General features: G+C 67.9%; 12 protein-coding genes. 7 read left to right on the top strand and 5 right to left on the bottom strand.

Annotated elements, in window-relative coordinates; translation table 11 throughout:
• Positions 1–16: 16 nt before the first annotated feature.
• From EJE94_RS03435 to EJE94_RS03425, 3 genes are all read right to left on the bottom strand, one after another.
• Positions 17–487 (bottom strand): hypothetical protein, encoded by a 471-nt coding sequence (locus EJE94_RS03435; RefSeq protein WP_121240071.1) that lies wholly within the window; start codon positions 485–487, stop codon positions 17–19.
• Positions 488–524: 37 nt separating this feature from the next.
• Positions 525–4,190 (bottom strand): methionine synthase, encoded by a 3,666-nt coding sequence (gene metH, locus EJE94_RS03430; RefSeq protein WP_121240070.1) that lies wholly within the window; start codon positions 4,188–4,190, stop codon positions 525–527.
• A 75-nt stretch (positions 4,191–4,265) separates the two neighbouring features.
• A complete protein-coding gene (locus EJE94_RS03425) occupies positions 4,266–4,709 on the bottom strand; it encodes a hypothetical protein (RefSeq protein WP_121240069.1) in 444 nt (147 codons plus the stop codon).
• Positions 4,710–4,779: 70 nt separating this feature from the next.
• On the opposite strand from EJE94_RS03425, the gene EJE94_RS03420 reads away from it, so the two are divergent.
• The 3 genes from EJE94_RS03420 (at position 4,780) to EJE94_RS03410 (ending at position 7,090) form a co-directional block, all read left to right on the top strand.
• Positions 4,780–5,172, top strand: coding sequence for a rhodanese-like domain-containing protein (locus tag EJE94_RS03420; RefSeq protein ID WP_121240068.1), 393 nt, complete (start codon positions 4,780–4,782; stop codon positions 5,170–5,172).
• 158 nt (positions 5,173–5,330) lie between these two features.
• Positions 5,331–5,819 (top strand): protein disulfide oxidoreductase, encoded by a 489-nt coding sequence (locus EJE94_RS03415; protein ID WP_207855674.1) that lies wholly within the window; start codon positions 5,331–5,333, stop codon positions 5,817–5,819.
• The gene (locus tag EJE94_RS03410) at positions 5,816–7,090 is read left to right on the top strand and encodes an MFS transporter (protein WP_207855672.1); all 1,275 of its coding nucleotides are present in this window, start codon (positions 5,816–5,818) and stop codon (positions 7,088–7,090) included. Before EJE94_RS03415 ends, EJE94_RS03410 begins: the two co-directional genes overlap by 4 nt.
• Here EJE94_RS03410 and EJE94_RS03405 read toward each other — a convergent pair.
• Together EJE94_RS03405 and EJE94_RS03400 are read right to left on the bottom strand one after the other, a co-directional pair.
• The gene (locus tag EJE94_RS03405) at positions 7,087–8,571 is read right to left on the bottom strand and encodes a YifB family Mg chelatase-like AAA ATPase (protein ID WP_121240066.1); all 1,485 of its coding nucleotides are present in this window, start codon (positions 8,569–8,571) and stop codon (positions 7,087–7,089) included. The genes EJE94_RS03410 and EJE94_RS03405 overlap by 4 nt on opposite strands.
• 8 nt (positions 8,572–8,579) lie before the next feature.
• On the bottom strand, positions 8,580–8,840 hold the full coding sequence (locus EJE94_RS03400) for an accessory factor UbiK family protein (protein ID WP_306307951.1): 261 nt from the start codon (positions 8,838–8,840) through the stop codon (positions 8,580–8,582).
• Positions 8,841–9,090: 250 nt separating this feature from the next.
• Here EJE94_RS03400 and glnK point away from each other — a divergent pair, with 250 nt between their 5' ends.
• From glnK to EJE94_RS03380, 4 genes are all read left to right on the top strand, one after another.
• Entirely contained in the window at positions 9,091–9,429 is a 339-nt protein-coding gene (gene glnK / locus EJE94_RS03395) for a P-II family nitrogen regulator (RefSeq protein WP_121240065.1), read from the top strand.
• Positions 9,430–9,453: 24 nt separating this feature from the next.
• Positions 9,454–10,983: an ammonium transporter gene (locus tag EJE94_RS03390; protein WP_121240064.1), complete on the top strand. Its 1,530-nt coding sequence runs from the start codon at positions 9,454–9,456 to the stop codon at positions 10,981–10,983.
• A gap of 231 nt (positions 10,984–11,214) precedes the next feature.
• Positions 11,215–14,949: a PAS domain S-box protein gene (locus EJE94_RS03385; protein WP_121240063.1), complete on the top strand. Its 3,735-nt coding sequence runs from the start codon at positions 11,215–11,217 to the stop codon at positions 14,947–14,949.
• Between the two features lie 9 nt (positions 14,950–14,958).
• The gene (locus EJE94_RS03380; protein WP_121240062.1) at positions 14,959–16,959 is read left to right on the top strand and encodes a TonB-dependent receptor plug domain-containing protein; all 2,001 of its coding nucleotides are present in this window, start codon (positions 14,959–14,961) and stop codon (positions 16,957–16,959) included.

Below are 16,959 nucleotides of genomic sequence, written 5' to 3'. Positions count from 1 at the left end.
GGCGCACTGCCGTTTGTCAGTGCTTGTCGCCGCCGCGGCCGACGAAGGACACGGGGAACACCGCATCGGGACCGGCGCCCTTGGCCGGGACGTTCTGGTAGTCGGGCATCTGCGCGTCGATGTTGGAGCCCTGCACCAGCTTCTGGATCAGGATCTGGATCTGGTCGGTGAACCAGTCTTCCTCGACGTGCGTCGGCATGTAGCGCAGGTCGCGCATGCTGCCCGGCACGTCCTCGGGCGGCAGCACCTCGTTGGCGGCGTAGGCGGCCGAGAAGAAGGGGCCGGAGATGAAACGCATCTGCCAGTCGCCCTCGCCATCGGGTTCGATGATGAAGACCTTGGCGCCTTCGGCGGTTTGCTGTTCGTCATCGGTACGGTCGCCGAACACGGGCATGGCGGCGAATACGGGCAGCTTGCGCTGCATGACATAGGCCACGGCTTCCATGAAGGAGAGGCGGCCGTCGTTTTCTTGAGCTTCGGTGGTCATGGGGTTTCTCCTTGGGGAAGGATGGTCGATTTTTGATTTATAGCAGTGGGGCCAGCCAGCGCGACGCTGCGGATTTGTCCATATTGTTGCGTGCCGCCCAATCTTCAAGCTGGTCATTGCCGATTTTGCTCACGGCGAAATAGTGCGCCTGGGGGTGGGCCAGGTAGAAGCCCGCCACCGCGGCCGCCGGCGTCATGGCGAAGTTTTCGGTCAGGCCCATGCCGGCGTTGGCCGGGGCGTCGAGCAGGCGGAACAAGTCCCTTTTCACCGTGTGGTCGGGGCAGGCCGGGTAGCCCGGCGCCGGGCGGATGCCCTGGTATTTTTCGGCGATCATTTCGTCGTTCGTCAGTGTTTCACCGCGGGCGTAGCCCCAGTCGTCGGTGCGCACGCGGTGGTGCAGCCACTCGGCGGCGGCCTCGGCGAGGCGGTCGGCGAGCGACTTGAGCATGATGGCGCGGTAGTCGTCGTGCGCGGCTTCGAACTCGGCGAGCTTCGTTTCGATGCCCAGGCCGGCGGTCACGGCGAAGGCGCCGATCCAGTCGGGGATGCCCTGCGGCGCGATGAAGTCGGCGAGGCTCTCGTTGGGCTTGCCCGGCGGGCGCTCGTGCTGCTGGCGCAGGCCGCGCCAGGTCATCAGCACCCTGGTGCGCGACTCGTCTTCGTAGAGCTCGATGTCGTCGCCGTTGGCGGCACGGTTGGCCGGGAACAGGCCGAAGACGGCATTGGCTACGAGCCAGTTTTCTTCGACGATCCGCTTGAGCATCGCCTGGGCGTCGTTGAACACGCCGCGCGCAGCCTCGCCGACCTTGGGGTCGTCGAGGATCTTCGGATAGGAACCGGCGAGGTCCCATGTCTGGAAAAAGGGGCCCCAGTCGATGTATTCGGCGAGCTTGGGTAAGTGGATGCGGCACAGCGTGTGCAGGCCGGGCCGGCGCGGCGGGAACGGGGCGTAATCGAGCTTCGCGGCATTGGCGCGCGCGGCTTCGAGCGTCACCAGCGCCACGCCCTTCTTCTGCGCGTGCTGGGCGCGGACCTTGTCGTAATCGGCGGCGACCTCGGCGACGAAGTCGTCGCGCATGTCCTGCGACAGCAGCCGGGTCACCACGCCGACCGCGCGCGAGGCGTCGGGCACGTAGACCACCGGACCTGCATAATTCGGCGCGATCTTGATCGCGGTGTGGGCGCGTGAGGTGGTCGCGCCCCCGATCAGCAGCGGCTGGGTTAGCCCCAAGCGCTGCATCTCGGATGCGAAGTGGCTCATTTCCTCCAGCGACGGCGTGATCAGGCCGGAGAGGCCGATGGCCTGCGCGCCGTGCTCCTTCGCCGCGTGGAGGATCTTGTCGGCCGGCACCATCACGCCGAGGTCGACGATGTCGTAGCCGTTGCAGCCGAGCACGACGCCGACGATGTTCTTGCCGATGTCGTGCACGTCGCCCTTGACGGTGGCGATGACGATCTTGCCCTTGGAGGAGGCGCCGGTGAGCTTCTTGTCCTCCTCGATGTAAGGCAGGAGGTGGGCGACGGCCTGCTTCATCACGCGGGCCGACTTCACCACCTGCGGCAGGAACATCCTGCCGGCGCCGAAGAGGTCGCCGACGACGTTCATGCCGGCCATCAGCGGGCCCTCGATCACCGCCAGCGGCGGCTTGCCGGCGGCCGCGAGCGCGGCGCGGCATTCCTCGGTGTCGGCGACCACGTATTCCGTGATGCCGCGCACCATGGCGTGCTCGAGGCGCTTCTCGACCGGCCACTCGCGCCAGGCGAGGTCCTGCACCTGCTCTTTCGCGCTGCCCTTGACCGAGGTGGCGAACTCGACCAGCGTGTCGCCGGCGCCGACTTTTCTGTTCAGTACGACATCCTCGACCTTCTCGCGCAACACCGGGTCGAGCTGGTCGTAGACGCCGAGCTGGCCGGCGTTGACGATGCCCATGGTGAGGCCGGCCTGGATGGCGTGGTAGAGGAAGACGGTGTGGATCGCTTCCCGCACCGGCTCGTTGCCGCGGAAGGAGAAGGAAACGTTGGAGATGCCGCCGGAGATGCCGGCGTGGGGCAGGTTCTGCTTGATCCAGCGCGTCGCCTCGATGAAATCGACGGCGTAGTTGTCGTGCTCGGGAATGCCGGTGGCGATGGCGAAGACGTTGGGGTCGAAGATGATGTCTTCGGCCGGGAAGCCATCATTGACCAGCAGGTCGTAGGCGCGCTTGCAGATTTCGGTCTTGCGCTTGAAGGTATCGGCCTGGCCGGTCTCGTCGAAAGCCATGACGATCGCCGCCGCGCCGTAGCGACGGGCGAGGCGCGCCTGCTCGAGGAACCTGGCCTCGCCTTCCTTCATCGAGATGGAGTTGACGACGCCCTTGCCCTGGATGCATTTGAGGCCGGCCTCGATCACCTCCCACTTGGAGGAGTCGAGCATGATCGGCACCTTGCAGATGTCCGGCTCGGAGCCGACGAGGTGCAGGAACCTGACCATCGCCGCCTGCGAATCCAGCATGGCCTCGTCCATGTTGATGTCGATGACCTGGGCGCCGTTCTCGACCTGGCTGCGGGCCACGGCCAGCGCGTCGTCGAAGCGACCCTCGAGGATCATTTTGGCGAAGGCGCGCGAGCCGGTGACGTTGGTACGCTCGCCGATATTCACAAACAGCGAGTCGGCGCCGACGTTGAAGGGCTCGAGGCCGGACAGGCGCAGCTTGGGCTCGATGGTCGGAATCGCGCGCGGCTTCACGCCGGCCATGACGGCGGCGATGGCCCTGATGTGGTCGGGCGAGGTGCCGCAGCAGCCGCCGGCGATGTTGATGATGCCGCTCCTCGCCCACTGCGCCATCTCGTCGGCCAGCATCTGTGGCGTCTCGTCGTAGCCGCCGAAGGCGTTGGGCAGGCCGGCGTTCGGATGGGCCGAGACGTAGCAGTCGGCGACGCGCGAGATTTCCTCGACGTACTGCCGCAATTCGCCGGCACCCAGCGCGCAGTTGAGGCCGAAGGACAGCGGCCGCGCATGGCGCAGCGAATTCCAGAAGGCCTCGGCGGTCTGGCCCGACAGCGTGCGCCCCGAGGCGTCGGTGATGGTGCCGGAGATCATCACTGGCCACTGGCGGCCGGCGTCGAGGAAGAACTTCTCGATGGCGAACAGCGCGGCCTTGGCGTTGAGGGTGTCGAAAACGGTCTCGACCAGCAGGATGTCGGCGCCGCCTTCGACCAATCCTTTGACCGACTGGGTGTAGTCCTCGACCAGCGCGTCGAAGGTGACGTTGCGGTAGCCCGGATCGTTGACGTCGGGCGAGAGCGAGCAGGTGCGCGAGGTCGGGCCGAGCACGCCAGCGACGAAGCGCGGCTTGTCGGGCGTCGAGTATTTGTCGGCGACCTCGCGCGCGAGGCGCGCGCCGGCGACGTTCAATTCGAAGGCGAGGTCCTCGAGGCCGTATTCGGCCTGCGACACGCGCGTGGCGTTGAAGGTGTTGGTCTCGAGGATGTCTGCGCCGGCCTGCAGGTAGGCCTCGTGGATGCCGCCGATCACGTCGGGCCGCGTGATGCAGAGCAGGTCGTTGTTGCCCTTGAGGTCCTTCTTGGCATCGGCGAAGCGCTGGCCGCGGTAGTCGGCCTCGACGAGGCTGTGGCGCTGCACCATGGTGCCCATGGCGCCGTCGAGAATGAGGATGCGCTGCGCGAGCAGGTCGCGCAGTTCTTGGCTGCGGTCGGGTTGCATGTCCGGGGGGCGCGAAAACTCGCGAAGGGCTTGAATTGACGCGGATTTTAGCACCGGCGACCCACCCCGGCGCCGTCAGGCCGCCAAGCCTTCCTCACTGCGGCTGGTGCCGGTGACCGCGCCGAACTCGTCGAAATGCACGTTGAACAATACGCGCCGGTCGGGGAAGGGCGATTCGATGCGCCAGTCCCAGACCTCCTCGCGCTTCAATGGATAGAACACCGTGGTGCGCGGCCGGCCAAGCAGCCGGCGCACGCGGTCGTGGCTCCAGCCCTTCTCGATCCGGGCGAGATAGTCATCGCTCAACACCTGCTCGATGCGCAGCAGGATGTGTCGGGCATCGAAGGTCAGCATGTGACATTGCGTGCCTTCGGGCTCCTGCGGATATTCCCAAGTCACCGAGCCGTCCTCGTTGTGCCACGTTTCGGCTGGCGGACCGAGCTGGCTGCGGATCTGCTCAGCGGTGCTGCGTCCCGGTTCGAGGGAAGCAAAGGGCGAAAGGAAATTTGCAATAAACACAGCTAATGCACCTATAGATTTTATTGCGTTCCTGCTCTATGATAACGCTTCCCCCAAAAAGGAGAGCAACATGGAACACCTGACTCCAAAAGAGACCGCAGAATTCCTGCACCACAACCCCAAGGCGCTGTTCGTCGACTGCCGCAGCGAGATGGAATTCCTCTTCGTCGGCCACCCCGCCGGCGTGCTGCACGTCTCGTGGAACGACGGGCCGGACTGGGAAGTGAACCCGCACTTCGTCGGCGAAGTGAAGAAATACGCCGGCCACGTCCATGACCGTCCGGTGGTGCTGATCTGCCGCAGCGGCAACCGCTCGATCGATGCCGGCAATGCGCTCGAGGCCGCCGGTTTCACCCGCGTCTACAACGTGCTGCACGGCTTCGAGGGCGAACTCGACGACACCCATCATCGCGGTTCGGTGAACGGCTGGCGTTTCGAGGGGCTGCCCTGGGAACAGTGCTGAGCGCGTGAAAAGTCGGTACCCCAAGGGTACGTCCTGCGGGGCGTATTAGCGGCGACCGCAGGAAGTGTAGGGCACGGCGCCGGTCGACTCGGCTAACATGCCGGGCGATGACTCCCGCCTCATTTCTGTCCGCGGTCCGCACGCGCTGGAAGCGCTGGTTGCTCGAAGCTCTGCTCATCGTCGGCATCGTCGTCGCCGTGCAGCTCTGGCAGGCGCGCGACTTGCCGGTGGGGCCCGCCCCGGCGCTGGCGGGGACGCTCGTCGACGGGCGGGTCACCTCGCTGACCGATGTGCTCGAGACCGCCGACGGCCGGCCCGTGCTGGTCGCCTTCTGGGCGACCTGGTGCCCGGTGTGCAAGGCCGAGGAGGGCAATATCGACGCCGTCGCGCGCGACTGGCCGACGCTGACGGTCGCGATGCAGTCGGGCGACGCCGCGGCGGTGGCGAAACATCTCAAGGAGCGTGAGCTCGGCTTCACGGCGGCGGTGGACGCCGATGGCCGCCTTGCCTCCGACTGGAAGGTGCGCGGCGTGCCGACCCACTTCATCGTCGATGGCCGCGGCAACATCCGCTTCCAGCTCGTCGGCTACGCCACCGAACTCGGCCTGCGCGCCCGGCTCTGGTGGGCGCAAAGGTTCGCGGCGTGATCCACCCGCCGGCCAGGCTCGCCTGGGCCATCTGGGGCCTCGGCTCGCTGGTTTACCTGATCGCCTTCTTCCAGCGCGTCGCGCCGGCGGTGATGACCGATCAGCTGATGGCCGAGTTCGCCATCGGCGGCGCGGCGCTCGGCAACCTTTCGGCCTTCTACTTCTACGCCTACGTCGCGATGCAGATCCCGACCGGGCTGCTCGCCGATCGCTGGGGGCCGCGCCGGTTGCTGGCGCTGGGCACGGCGGTGGCGGCGGTCGGCGGCGCGCTGTTCGCGCTGGCGCCCAGCCTCGCCTGGGCCGGCGCCGGGCGGCTGCTCGTCGGCGCCTCGATCGGCGTCGGCTTCGTCTCCATGCTCAAGCTCTCCTCGCACTGGATCGCGCCGCGCCAGTTCGCGCTGGTCTCGGGCCTGCTGCTGCTGACGGGGCTGGTCGGCGGCGTCGGCGCCGGCGTGCCCTTGCGTTTGCTGGTCGATGCCTACGGCTGGCGCGACGTGATGGCGGCCTTCGCCGCGCTCACCGCCGCGCTGGCTGTTGCGCTGTGGCTGTTCCTGCGCGACGATCCCGAAGAGCGCGGCTACGCCAGCCACTTCCACGGCAAGCATGATGCGCCGCACGAGCACGCGCCGATCCTGCACAGCCTGGCCGAGGTGCTGTCCTACCGCAACATCTGGCTGCTGGCCCTGGTTCCGGTCGGCTTTTCCGGTGCGGTGCTGACCTTCGCCGGACTCTGGGGCGTGCCCTGGCTGCGGCAGGTGCATGGACTCGAGCCGAAGGCCGCCGCCGCGATCACCTCGGTGATGCTCGTCGCCTGGGGCATCGGCGGGCCGCTGCTCGGCGCGCTCTCCACGCGCAGTGGCCGGCGCAAGCCGCTCTATTTCACCAGCGGCATCGTCGCGGCGGCCGGCTGGGCCGCGGTGATCTGGGCGCCGCTGTCCTTGCCGGCGCTGGTGGTGCTGCTTGCGATCACCGGCCTCGCCTCGGGCAACATCATCATCGGCTTCGCCTGGGCCAAGGAATCGGTGCCGCTGCGGCTGATGGGCACGGCCTCGGGCGTGGCCAACATGGGCCCGCTGATGGGCGGCATGTTCCTGCAGCCCGCGGTCGGCTGGATGCTCGATCGCCACTGGAGCGGCACGCTCGCCAACGGCGCGCGCATCTACGACGCGGCGGCCTACCAGGCCGGCTTCGCGCTGCTGTTCGTCACCGTCGCCGTCGCCCTCGTCGGGCTGCTGTTCGCGCGCGAGAGCCACTGCAGGCAGGCCGCCTAGGCAAATCCCCTGCGGTACTGGATCGCCTCGGCCACGTGCGGGCCGCGGATCATTTCCTCGCCGGCGAGGTCGGCGACGCTGCGTGCGACCTTGAGCACGCGATGGTAGGCGCGCGCCGAGAGCCGCAGATGTGTCATCGCCTGCTTCAGGAGCTGCGCGCCGGCGCAGTCGGGCAGGCAGTAACGGTCGATCTCGTCGGGGGACAGCAGGGCGTTGGACTTGTCCTGGCGCACGATCTGCCGCTCGCGCGCGGCGGCGACGCGGCTGCGCACGACGGCCGATGTCTCGCCCGCGCCGCGCGCGGAGAGCTCGGCCTCCGGCACTGCCGGCACCTCGAGCATCAGGTCGATGCGGTCGAGGAAGGGGCCGGAGAGCTTGCTGCGGTATCGCGCCACCTGGTCCGGCGTGCAGCGGCAGCGTGCCTCGCCGAGATAGCCGCAGGGGCAGGGGTTCATCGCCGCGACGAGCTGGAAGCGCGCCGGGAACTCGGCGCGGCGCGCGGCGCGGGCGACGTGGATATGGCCGGTCTCGAGCGGTTCGCGCAGCGCCTCGAGCACGCTGCGCTGGAACTCCGGCAGTTCGTCGAGGAAGAGCACGCCGTGATGCGCGAGCGAAATCTCGCCGGGCCGCGGCATGCCGCCGCCGCCGACCAGCGCCGCGGCGGACGCCGTGTGGTGCGGCGCGCGGAACGGCCGCTGGCCCCAGCGCGCCGGGTCGAAGAGGCCGGCGAGCGACTGCACCGCCGCGCTGGCCAGCGCCTCGTCGCGCGTCATCGGCGGCAGAATGCCCGGCAACCTCTGCGCCAGCATCGACTTGCCGCTGCCGGGCGGGCCGCTCATCAATAGCGAATGGCCGCCGGCGGCGACGACCTCGAGTGCGCGCTTCGCCTGCGCCTGACCCTTGACCTCGGCGAGATCGGGATGGCCGGAAAAAGTCGGCGCCGGCGGCACGGCGAGTGGCGCGAGCGCAGCCTGTCCTGCCAGGTGGGCGCAGACTTCGAGCAGCGAGCCGGCCGGCAGCGCGACGATGCCGTCGATCAGCGCCGCCTCGGCGGCCGACGCGCGCGGCAGCACGAAGCTGCGGCCACCGCCTGCGGCGGCGACGCACATCGCCAGCGCGCCGCGCACCGGCCGCAGCTCGCCAGAGAGCGAGAGTTCGCCGGCGAATTCGTGGCGATCGAGCTCAGGTGCCTTGATCTGGCCCGAGGCGATGAGGATCCCCAGCGCGATCGGCAGGTCGAAGCGGCCCGATTCCTTGGGCAGGTCGGCCGGTGCCAGGTTGACGGTGATGCGCCGCGCCGGGAATTCGAAATGCGCGTTCTGGATCGCGGCGCGCACGCGGTCGCGCGCTTCCTTGACTTCGGTGTCGGGCAGGCCGACCAGCGTGAACGAGGGCAGGCCGGCGGCGAGATGGACTTCGACCGTGACCTCTGGCGCCGCCATGCCGGCGAGCGCGCGGCTCCTCAGCACGGCGAGCGACATCGTTCCGACTACTTGCTGTTGATCTTCGCTTCGAGCTCGCCGACGCGCGCCTCGAGGGCGGCGATGCGGCGTCGCGTTTCGGCCAGCACGTCGCGCTGCACCTCGAACTCCTCGCGCGTCACCAGATTGAGGCGGGCGAGTCCGCTGCCGAGGAAGGCCTTGACGTTCTTTTCGAGATCGCCGGCCGGGGTGGCTTTGATCAGGGCCGAGAACCTGGCGCTGAATTCTTCGAGGGCTTTGGGGTCGAGCATGGCGGTCGGCTTGGGCATGAAAGCGTGATGACGATGACAAAAGTCTAGCATGCCGCCCCGGGCACCCAGCGATGGCACCAAACTGGTGCGATCACCCCGCAGCGAGGCGCAATTTAGTGCGCCGCAATTGCGCGGTACCGCCCCGTGATTCTCAACGACATGTTTTTAAGAGGTTTTTCATGCTGGCACGGTCCGTGCAGTAGGTCGCACGTAGCGGGACCGCGCGGAGTGCGTCCCAATGAATGACCCCAGCCCATAAGGAGCAGACATGAAACTGGTAACCGCCATCATCAAGCCGTTCAAGCTTGACGAGGTGCGCGAAGCCCTCGCCGCCGTCGGCGTGCAGGGCATCACCGTCACCGAGGTCAAGGGTTTCGGCCGCCAGAAGGGCCACACCGAGCTGTATCGCGGCGCCGAGTACGTCGTCGATTTCCTGCCCAAGGTGAAGCTCGAGGCCGCCGTCAGGGACGACATGCTCGACGGCTGCATCGAAGCCATCGAGAAATCCGCCAGCACCGGCAAGATCGGCGACGGCAAGATTTTCGTCTTCAACCTCGAACAATGCATCCGCATCCGTACCGGCGAGTCCGGCGACGAAGCGCTCTGATTTGAGACTGCCAGGAGAAATGTCATGAAGAAATTTCTAGGAATCCTGCTCGCGGCCGCGAGCCTCGCCTTCGGCGGGGCAGCGGTCGCCGAACCCGCCTCGCCGATGTTGATGGCGCAGGCCGCCCCGGCCGGCATGTCCGGCATGAGTGGCATGGCCGCCGAGGCCAAGCCGGCCACGGCGCCTGCTCCGGCCACCGCTGCCGCGGCGCCCGCCGCTCCTGCGGCCGCCGCTCCCGCCCCCGTGCCCAACAAGGGCGACAACGCCTGGCTGATCGTCGCCACGGCGCTGGTCATCCTGATGAGCATCCCCGGCCTCGCGCTGTTCTACGGCGGCCTGGTGCGCACCAAGAACATGCTGTCGGTGCTGATGCAGGTGTTCGTCATCTTCTCGGTGATCAGCGTGCTGTGGGCCGTCTATGGCTACAGCGTCGCCTTCACCGAGGGCAACGCCTTCTTCGGCAGCCTCGACAAGCTGTTCTTGAAGGGCATTACGCCGGATTCGGTCGCCGCCACCTTCAGCAAGGGCGTGGTGATCTCCGAGTTCATCTACGTCGCCTTCCAGGGCGCGTTCGCAGCCATCACCTGCGGCCTGATCGTCGGCGCCTTCGCCGAGCGCATCAAGTTCTCGGCGGTGCTGCTGTTCACCGTGCTCTGGTTCACCTTCAGCTACCTGCCGATCGCGCATGTCGTCTGGTACTGGGCCGGTCCGGACGGCTACGTCAGCGCCGAGGCGGCCGACAAGCTCAATGCCACCGCGGGCTACATGTTCCAGAAGGGCGCACTCGATTTCGCCGGCGGCACGGTGGTGCATATCAACGCCGCCATCGCCGGCCTGATCGGCGCCTACATGGTCGGCAAGCGCGTCGGCTACGGCAAGGACTCGATGGCCCCGCACTCGCTCACCTTCACCATGATCGGCGCGTCGCTGCTGTGGTTCGGCTGGTTCGGCTTCAACGCCGGCTCGGCGCTCGAAGCCAACGGCACGGCCGCACTGGCCTTCGTCAACACCTGGCTGGCCACGGCCATGGCGGCGATGTCCTGGATGGTGGCGGAATGGCTGATCAAGGGCAAGCCCTCGATGCTCGGCGCGGCCTCCGGCGCGGTTGCCGGCTTGGTCGCCATCACCCCGGCCGCCGGCTTCGTCGGCGTGGTCGGTGCGCTGGTGATCGGCCTGCTGGCCGGCGTGATCTGCCTCTGGGGCGTCAATGGCCTGAAGAAGCTGCTCGGCGCGGACGACTCGCTCGACGTCTTCGGCGTGCATGGCGTCGGCGGCATCCTCGGCTCCCTGCTCACCGGCGTGTTCGCGGCGCCCAGCCTCGGCGGCACCGGCATCTACGACTACGTCGCCAACAAGGTCGCCGAGAACTACGACATCATGGGCCAGGTCGTCATCCAGGCCACGGGCGTGGGCATCACCCTCGTCTGGTCCGGCGTCACGGCCTTCGTCTGCTACAAGATCGTCGACATCTTCGTCGGCCTGCGCGTGGCGGAAGACGAGGAGCGCGAGGGTCTCGACATCGTGTCCCACGGCGAATCGGCCTACCACCACTAAGCATCCACCCCCGACCCCCACGCTGGGGGCCGGAGGGAAAGTTTCCTCCTCTAGCGATCTTCGGGCACCGGCAACGGTGCCCGCTTTTTTTGGCGCACGTCACGATTCGGCGTCGCCGCGCGACCATGCGCCGGTCCGGCCGGCCAGGACTAGAATGGGATCGCCAGTTCCAGCATCAAAGGGGGATTTTGTGTCCGGCCCTGCGCCAGCGGCCCGCCGATCGCAGTCGTCATGAAACCGCCACCTGCACCGTCAGCCCGGGACCTGCCTGCGCTGCTCGCCGAGCGGTGGGACATGTTGCGCGCCCTTGTGCGGACCATTCCCGAGCTGGCTTGGCTCAAGGATGACAACGGCGTCTATCTGGCCTGCAATTCGCGCTGCGAGCGGGTCTTCGGCGCGCCGGAAGCCGATATCGTCGGCAAGACCGATCACGACCTCTTCGACAAGGATCTGGCCGACGCCTTCTGCGAACACGACCGCATGGCCATCGCCGCCGGCGGGCCCAGCGTCAACGAGGAATGGGTGACCTATGCCGACGACGGTCACCGCGAGCTGCTCGAAACCATCAAGACGCCGATGCTTGATGCCGCGGGCCGGCTGATCGGCGTGCTCGGCATCGCCCGCAACGTCACCGAACACCGGACGCTCGAGACCACGCTGCGGTCGACCGCCGACTTCGTCTCGCAGCACCACCCCGGCGGCTGTTTCGACGCCCTGGTGCAATTCGCGGCCCGCATCTTCGACGTCGACTACGTCCATCTCGCGCTGCTCGAGCCGGACCCGGCCAAGGTACGCGTCGTCGCGGCCTGGGCCGACGGTGCCCGGCTCGAGCCCGGCTACGTCTACGCGCTCGCCGGCACGCCCTGCGAGCACGTGCTGCAGAAGGCGCACAAGTGCTACAGCGACCATGTGCAGCAGCTGTTCCCGCGCGACGGCGACCTGCAGACGCGGCACGCCGAGGCCTACATCGGCGAGCCGGTGCTCGACGGGCGCGGCGAGGTGGTGGGGCTCATCGTGCTGGTCAGCCGCAAGCCGATGCCATACTCGCGCACCATCGAGGCCGGCATGCGCATCCTCGCCGCCCGCGCCGGCGCCGAGCTGGTGCGGCAGCAGGCCGAGACGAACCTGCGCATCAACGAGGAACGTCACCGGCGCATCACTTCGATCACCAGCGACTTCATCTTTTCCTGCGTTCGCGACGCCGATGGAACGTTCCGCATCGACTGGTGTGCGGGCCAGGCCAGGGGCGTATTCGGCTACAGCAACGACGAGCTGATCGCGCGCGGCTGCTGGCGCTGTTCGGTGGTGACCGATGACCAGCCGGTGTTCGAGCGCAACGTGACGCAGCTCGGACCGGGCGAATCGCGCGACTTCACGCTTCGCATCAACCATGCCGACGGCAGCCTGCGCTGGCTGCGCTGCTATGTCCGCGTCGAGGACGACGTCCGGCGCCACCGGCTCTATGGCGCCTGCCAGGACGTCACGGCGCAGCACCTGGCCGAGGCGGCGCTGCGCAACAGCCAGGAGCGGCTGCGGCTGATCCTCGATAACGCGGCCGAGGCGATCTACGGCGCCGACACTAAGGGCATCTGCACCTTCGCCAACAAGGCCTGCCTGCGCATGCTCGGCTACGAGCGCGAGGCGGACCTCGTCGGCAAGAGCCTGCATGAACTGATCCATCATTCCTATCCCGACGGCCGGCCCTACCCGAAGGGGCAATGCCATGTGCGGCTGTCCACGCTCGAGGGCCAGAGCACCCACGTCGAGGACGAAGTGCACTGGCGCGTCGACGGCAGCAGCTTTCCCGTCGAATACTGGTCGCACCCGATGGTTCGCGACGGCGAACTCGTCGGCGCCGTCGTCACCTTCGTCGACATCTCCGAGCGCAAGGCGGCGGAGAATGCGCTGCGCGCCAGCGAGGCACGCTTCCGCGGCATCTTCGAAAACGTCGATGCCCTCGCCATCCAGGGCTACGCTTCCGACGGCACGGTGACCTACTGGAACCAGGCCTCCGAGAATCTTTATGGCTACACCGCGGCCGAGGCCACCGGGCGCAGCCTGCTCGATCTGATCATTCCGCCCGCGGCCCGTGCCGAGGTCAGGGGCGCCATCGACTGGATGTTCGAGAACAAGCAGGGCATTCCCGCCGGGCGCCTTGAGCTGATGCACAAGGGTGGATATGGCGTCCCCGTCTACTCGAGCCACACCGTGGTCGATACCCCCGACCAGGGCACCACGCTGTTCTGCCTCGACGTCGACCTGAGCGAACTCGAGCGTGCCGAGCAGGCGCAGCGCGAGAGCGAGGCGCGCTATCGCGCGCTGTTCGAGGCCTCGGGCGACGGCATCGCGGTGCTGCGCGGCGACACGGTGGTCGACTGCAATGACGCCATTTGCCGCATGTTCCGCTGCGAATGCCGGCAGATCATCGGCCAGTCGATCGCCCAACTGTCGCCGCCGCAACAGACCGACAGCCAACCTTCGGCCGACGTCGCCCAGGCGCGGCTCGCCGGCGCGCAGGCAGGGGACACGGGAGTCTACGAGTGGCGCCACCGCCGCATGGACGGCACGCTGTTCGACGCCGAGGTGAACCTCACGCCGGTGCGCCTCGGCGACGAGGCGCACCTCATCACCACCATCCGCGACATCAGCGAACGCAAGCAGACCGAGGCACGCATCGAGTTCCTCGCCCATCACGACGCGCTGACGGGCCTGCCCAACCGCGTGCTGCTGCGCGACCGCTTCGAGCACGCCCGCGCCTATTGCGAGCGCAACGGCTCCAGCCTGGCAATGCTGTTCATCGACCTTGACAACTTCAAGGCTGTCAACGACAGCCTCGGCCATGCCCTGGGCGACGAGTTGCTCAAGGCCGTGGTGCAGCGCCTCGACCAGTGCGTGCGCGACACCGACACCGTCAGCCGCCAGGGTGGCGACGAGTTCATCGTGCTGCTCCATGACCTCCCCGATCCCGGCACGGCGGAACGCGTCGCCGGCGAAGTGCTGCTGCGCCTGATCGAACCCTTCCGTATCGATGACCACGTGCTCAACAGCGGCGGCAGCATCGGCATCGCGCTCTATCCGGCCGACGGCCGCGACTTCGACAGCCTGCTGCAGAAGGCCGATACGGCGATGTACAACGCCAAGGCCGCCGGCCGCAACACCTACCGCTTCTTCACCGAGGCCATGAACGCCCGGGTGCGCGAGCACATGCGCCTGCAGAGCCACCTGCACCGCGCGCCGGTGAACGCCCAGTTCCATCTCGTCTATCAACCCAAGTACAGCATCGACGGCACCCGGCTCACCGGCTTCGAGGCGCTGCTGCGCTGGAACGATCCCGAACTCGGCGAGATCGCCCCGGCCCGCTTCGTCCCGGTCGCCGAGGACTGCGGCCTGATCATCCCCATCGGCTCCTGGGTGATGGAGGAGGCCTGCCGCCAGATCTCGGCGTGGCGTGCGGCCGGTTTCGCGGTGCCGCCGGTCTCGATCAATCTCTCGGCGCTGCAGTTCCACCGCTCCAGCCTCGTCGATAGCGTCGCCGCGGTCCTTGCCGAAACCGGGGTTCCACCGTCGCTGCTCGAGCTGGAGTTGACCGAGTCGATCCTGCTGCAGGATGTCGAACACACGCTGGCGACGGTGCGGGCCCTCAAGAACCTCGGTGTCGGCCTGTCCATCGACGACTTCGGTACCGGTTATTCCTCGCTCGCCTACCTCAAGCGCTTCGCCGTCGACAAGCTCAAGATCGATCAGGGCTTCGTCCGCGACATCGGCAGCGACCCCGACGATGCCGCGATCGTCCGCGCCGTGATCCAGCTTGCGCGCAGCCTGCGCCTCGGCACCGTCGCCGAGGGCGTCGAGACCGAGGAGCAGTTGGCCTTTCTGCGCGCCGAGGGTTGCGAGGAGGTGCAGGGCTTTCTTTTCGGGCAGCCGCAGCCTGCGGAGGCGGCCCAGGGTCTACTGGCGCGCTGCTGAGGTGGCCGTATGAAAATCGCTCGCTTCATTCCGGCCAACGCCTGCCTGCCTGCGGTGCTCGCCGCGCTGGCGTTTCCGTCCATCGTGGCAGCCGCCGCGCACGATCTGACCGAGCTCCCGCTCGAGGACCTGCTCAAGGTCGAGGTGGTCAGCGCCTCGAAGTACCCGCAATCGGGCACGGCGGCGCCCTCGGCGGTGACCGTGGTCTCGCGCGAGGACATCCGCCGCTTCGGCTGGCGCACCCTGTCCGAACTGCTGGCGGCGCAGCGCGGCTTCCACGCCATCTACGACCGCAGCTACCGCTATCTCGGCGTGCGCGGCTTCGCCCCGCCCGGCGACTACAACAACCGCATCCTCTTCCTCGTCGACGGCATGCGGGTCAACGACAACATCTACGACAGCGTGCTGGCGGGCGAGGAATTTCCGCTCGATCTCGACCTCATCGAGCGCGTCGAGATCGTGCGCGGCCCCGGCGCCTCGATCTACGGCGGCAACGCCCTGTTCGGCGTGGTGAACCTCGTCATGCGCAACGGCGCCTCCTTCGACGGCGCCGAGCTGGCGGCGGATGCGGGCAGCCGGCGGACGAGCCGCCTGCGCGCTTCGGCCGGCAAGCGCTCCGGCGACGTCGAATGGATGGCCTCGGCCAGCGGCTTCGACAGCCGCGGCGGGCAGTACGAATTCCCCGACGTCGCACCGGGTGTGACGAGCCCCGACGGCGCCGACGCCGAGCGCCAGCAGCGCTTTCTCGGCCGGCTGCGCCTGGGCGAGTGGCAGGGCACGCTGATGCACAGCCAGCGCTACAAGCACGTGCCATCGGGGTCCTACGGCACGATTCCCGGCGACGACGGACATCGCGAGGACGACGGCTACACCCTGGGCGAGCTGGCCGCGAAGCACCGCTTCGGCGAGCACAACGAACTCGACTTCCGCCTGTTCGGCGGCCAGTACCGCTACGACAGCACCCTGCCCTACGACTACAGCGCCAGCGGCGGGCCCTCGCGCATGATCAACCGCGACAAGCAACGCGGCGAATGGTGGGGAAGCGAAGCGCGCCTGACCTCGACGGCCTGGGCCGGGCAGAAGTGGGTCGTCGGCCTCGCCTATACCGGCAATACCCGCCAATACCAGCGCAACGCTGACGACGATGGCACCGTCTACCTCGACACCGACGCCACCAGTCATCGCACCGGCATCTACGCTCAGGACGAGATCACGCTCGGTGCCGCCACTACCCTGATGTTGGGCCTGCGCCACGACGTGGCCGAGGACAGCAAACGTTTCACCAGCCCGCGGCTGGCGCTGGTGCATCAGCTCGACCCCGCCAACACCGTGAAGCTGCTCTACGGCACCGCCTACCGCAACGCCAACGCCTACGAGCGCCAGTACGTACCCGCCGGTCTCTACGGCAATCCCGACCTTGGAGCCGAGCGCATGCAAACGCTCGAGGCGGTGTGGGAGAGCAGGCTGGGCGAGGGCACACGCTTCGCCGGCTCGCTCTACCGCTACCGCGTGCGCGACCCGATCAGCCTCGACCCGGTGACGCAGATCAACGTCAATGCCGCAGACGTCTGGGGCAACGGCGTCGAACTCGAACTCGAGCGGCGCTGGCAGGGCGGCGCCATGCTGCGCGGCAGCTACAGCGGCCAGTTCCTGCGCGAGGACGGCCTGCGGCCGGACAATGCGCCCGCCGGCCTGGTTCAGGTGAACGCCGGCCTGCCCCTGGGCAGCGACGGCTGGTACGCCGCGCTCGAGCTGCGCGGCCTCGCGGCGCGCAAGGCGGCTTCCAACACCGCCGACATCGGCGGCCATGGCATCGCCAATTTCACCCTGTCCTACCGGCCGCGCAGTTCGGCCTGGGATCTTTCCGCCTCGGTCTACAACCTGTTCGACAAGCGCTACGACGACCCGGCACCGGTGGATACCGCGCTCACGGCAATAACCGGCATCGTGCGCGAGCGCTTCGCCCAGGACGGCCGGACCTTCCGGCTCAAGGCGGTCGCCCGCTTCTGA

The sequence above is a fragment of the Sulfurisoma sediminicola genome (assembly GCF_003865015.1).
GTDB classification, from domain to species: Bacteria; Pseudomonadota; Gammaproteobacteria; order Burkholderiales; family Rhodocyclaceae; genus Sulfurisoma; species Sulfurisoma sediminicola.
This window is presented reverse-complemented; position numbering and strand designations above follow the sequence as displayed.

What these genes read in the sequence shown, in the direction of transcription:
- EJE94_RS03435 (WP_121240071.1), bottom strand. Translation starts at nt 487, where the DNA reads ATGACCACCGAAGCTCAAGAAAACGACGGCCGCCTCTCCTTCATGGAA.
- metH (WP_121240070.1), bottom strand. Translation starts at nt 4,190, where the DNA reads ATGCAACCCGACCGCAGCCAAGAACTGCGCGACCTGCTCGCGCAGCGC.
- EJE94_RS03420 (WP_121240068.1), top strand. Translation starts at nt 4,780, where the DNA reads ATGGAACACCTGACTCCAAAAGAGACCGCAGAATTCCTGCACCACAAC.
- EJE94_RS03405 (WP_121240066.1), bottom strand. Translation starts at nt 8,571, where the DNA reads ATGTCGCTCGCCGTGCTGAGGAGCCGCGCGCTCGCCGGCATGGCGGCG.
- EJE94_RS03400 (WP_306307951.1), bottom strand. Translation starts at nt 8,840, where the DNA reads ATGCCCAAGCCGACCGCCATGCTCGACCCCAAAGCCCTCGAAGAATTC.
- glnK (WP_121240065.1), top strand. Translation starts at nt 9,091, where the DNA reads ATGAAACTGGTAACCGCCATCATCAAGCCGTTCAAGCTTGACGAGGTG.
- EJE94_RS03390 (WP_121240064.1), top strand. Translation starts at nt 9,454, where the DNA reads ATGAAGAAATTTCTAGGAATCCTGCTCGCGGCCGCGAGCCTCGCCTTC.
- EJE94_RS03385 (WP_121240063.1), top strand. Translation starts at nt 11,215, where the DNA reads ATGAAACCGCCACCTGCACCGTCAGCCCGGGACCTGCCTGCGCTGCTC.
- EJE94_RS03380 (WP_121240062.1), top strand. Translation starts at nt 14,959, where the DNA reads ATGAAAATCGCTCGCTTCATTCCGGCCAACGCCTGCCTGCCTGCGGTG.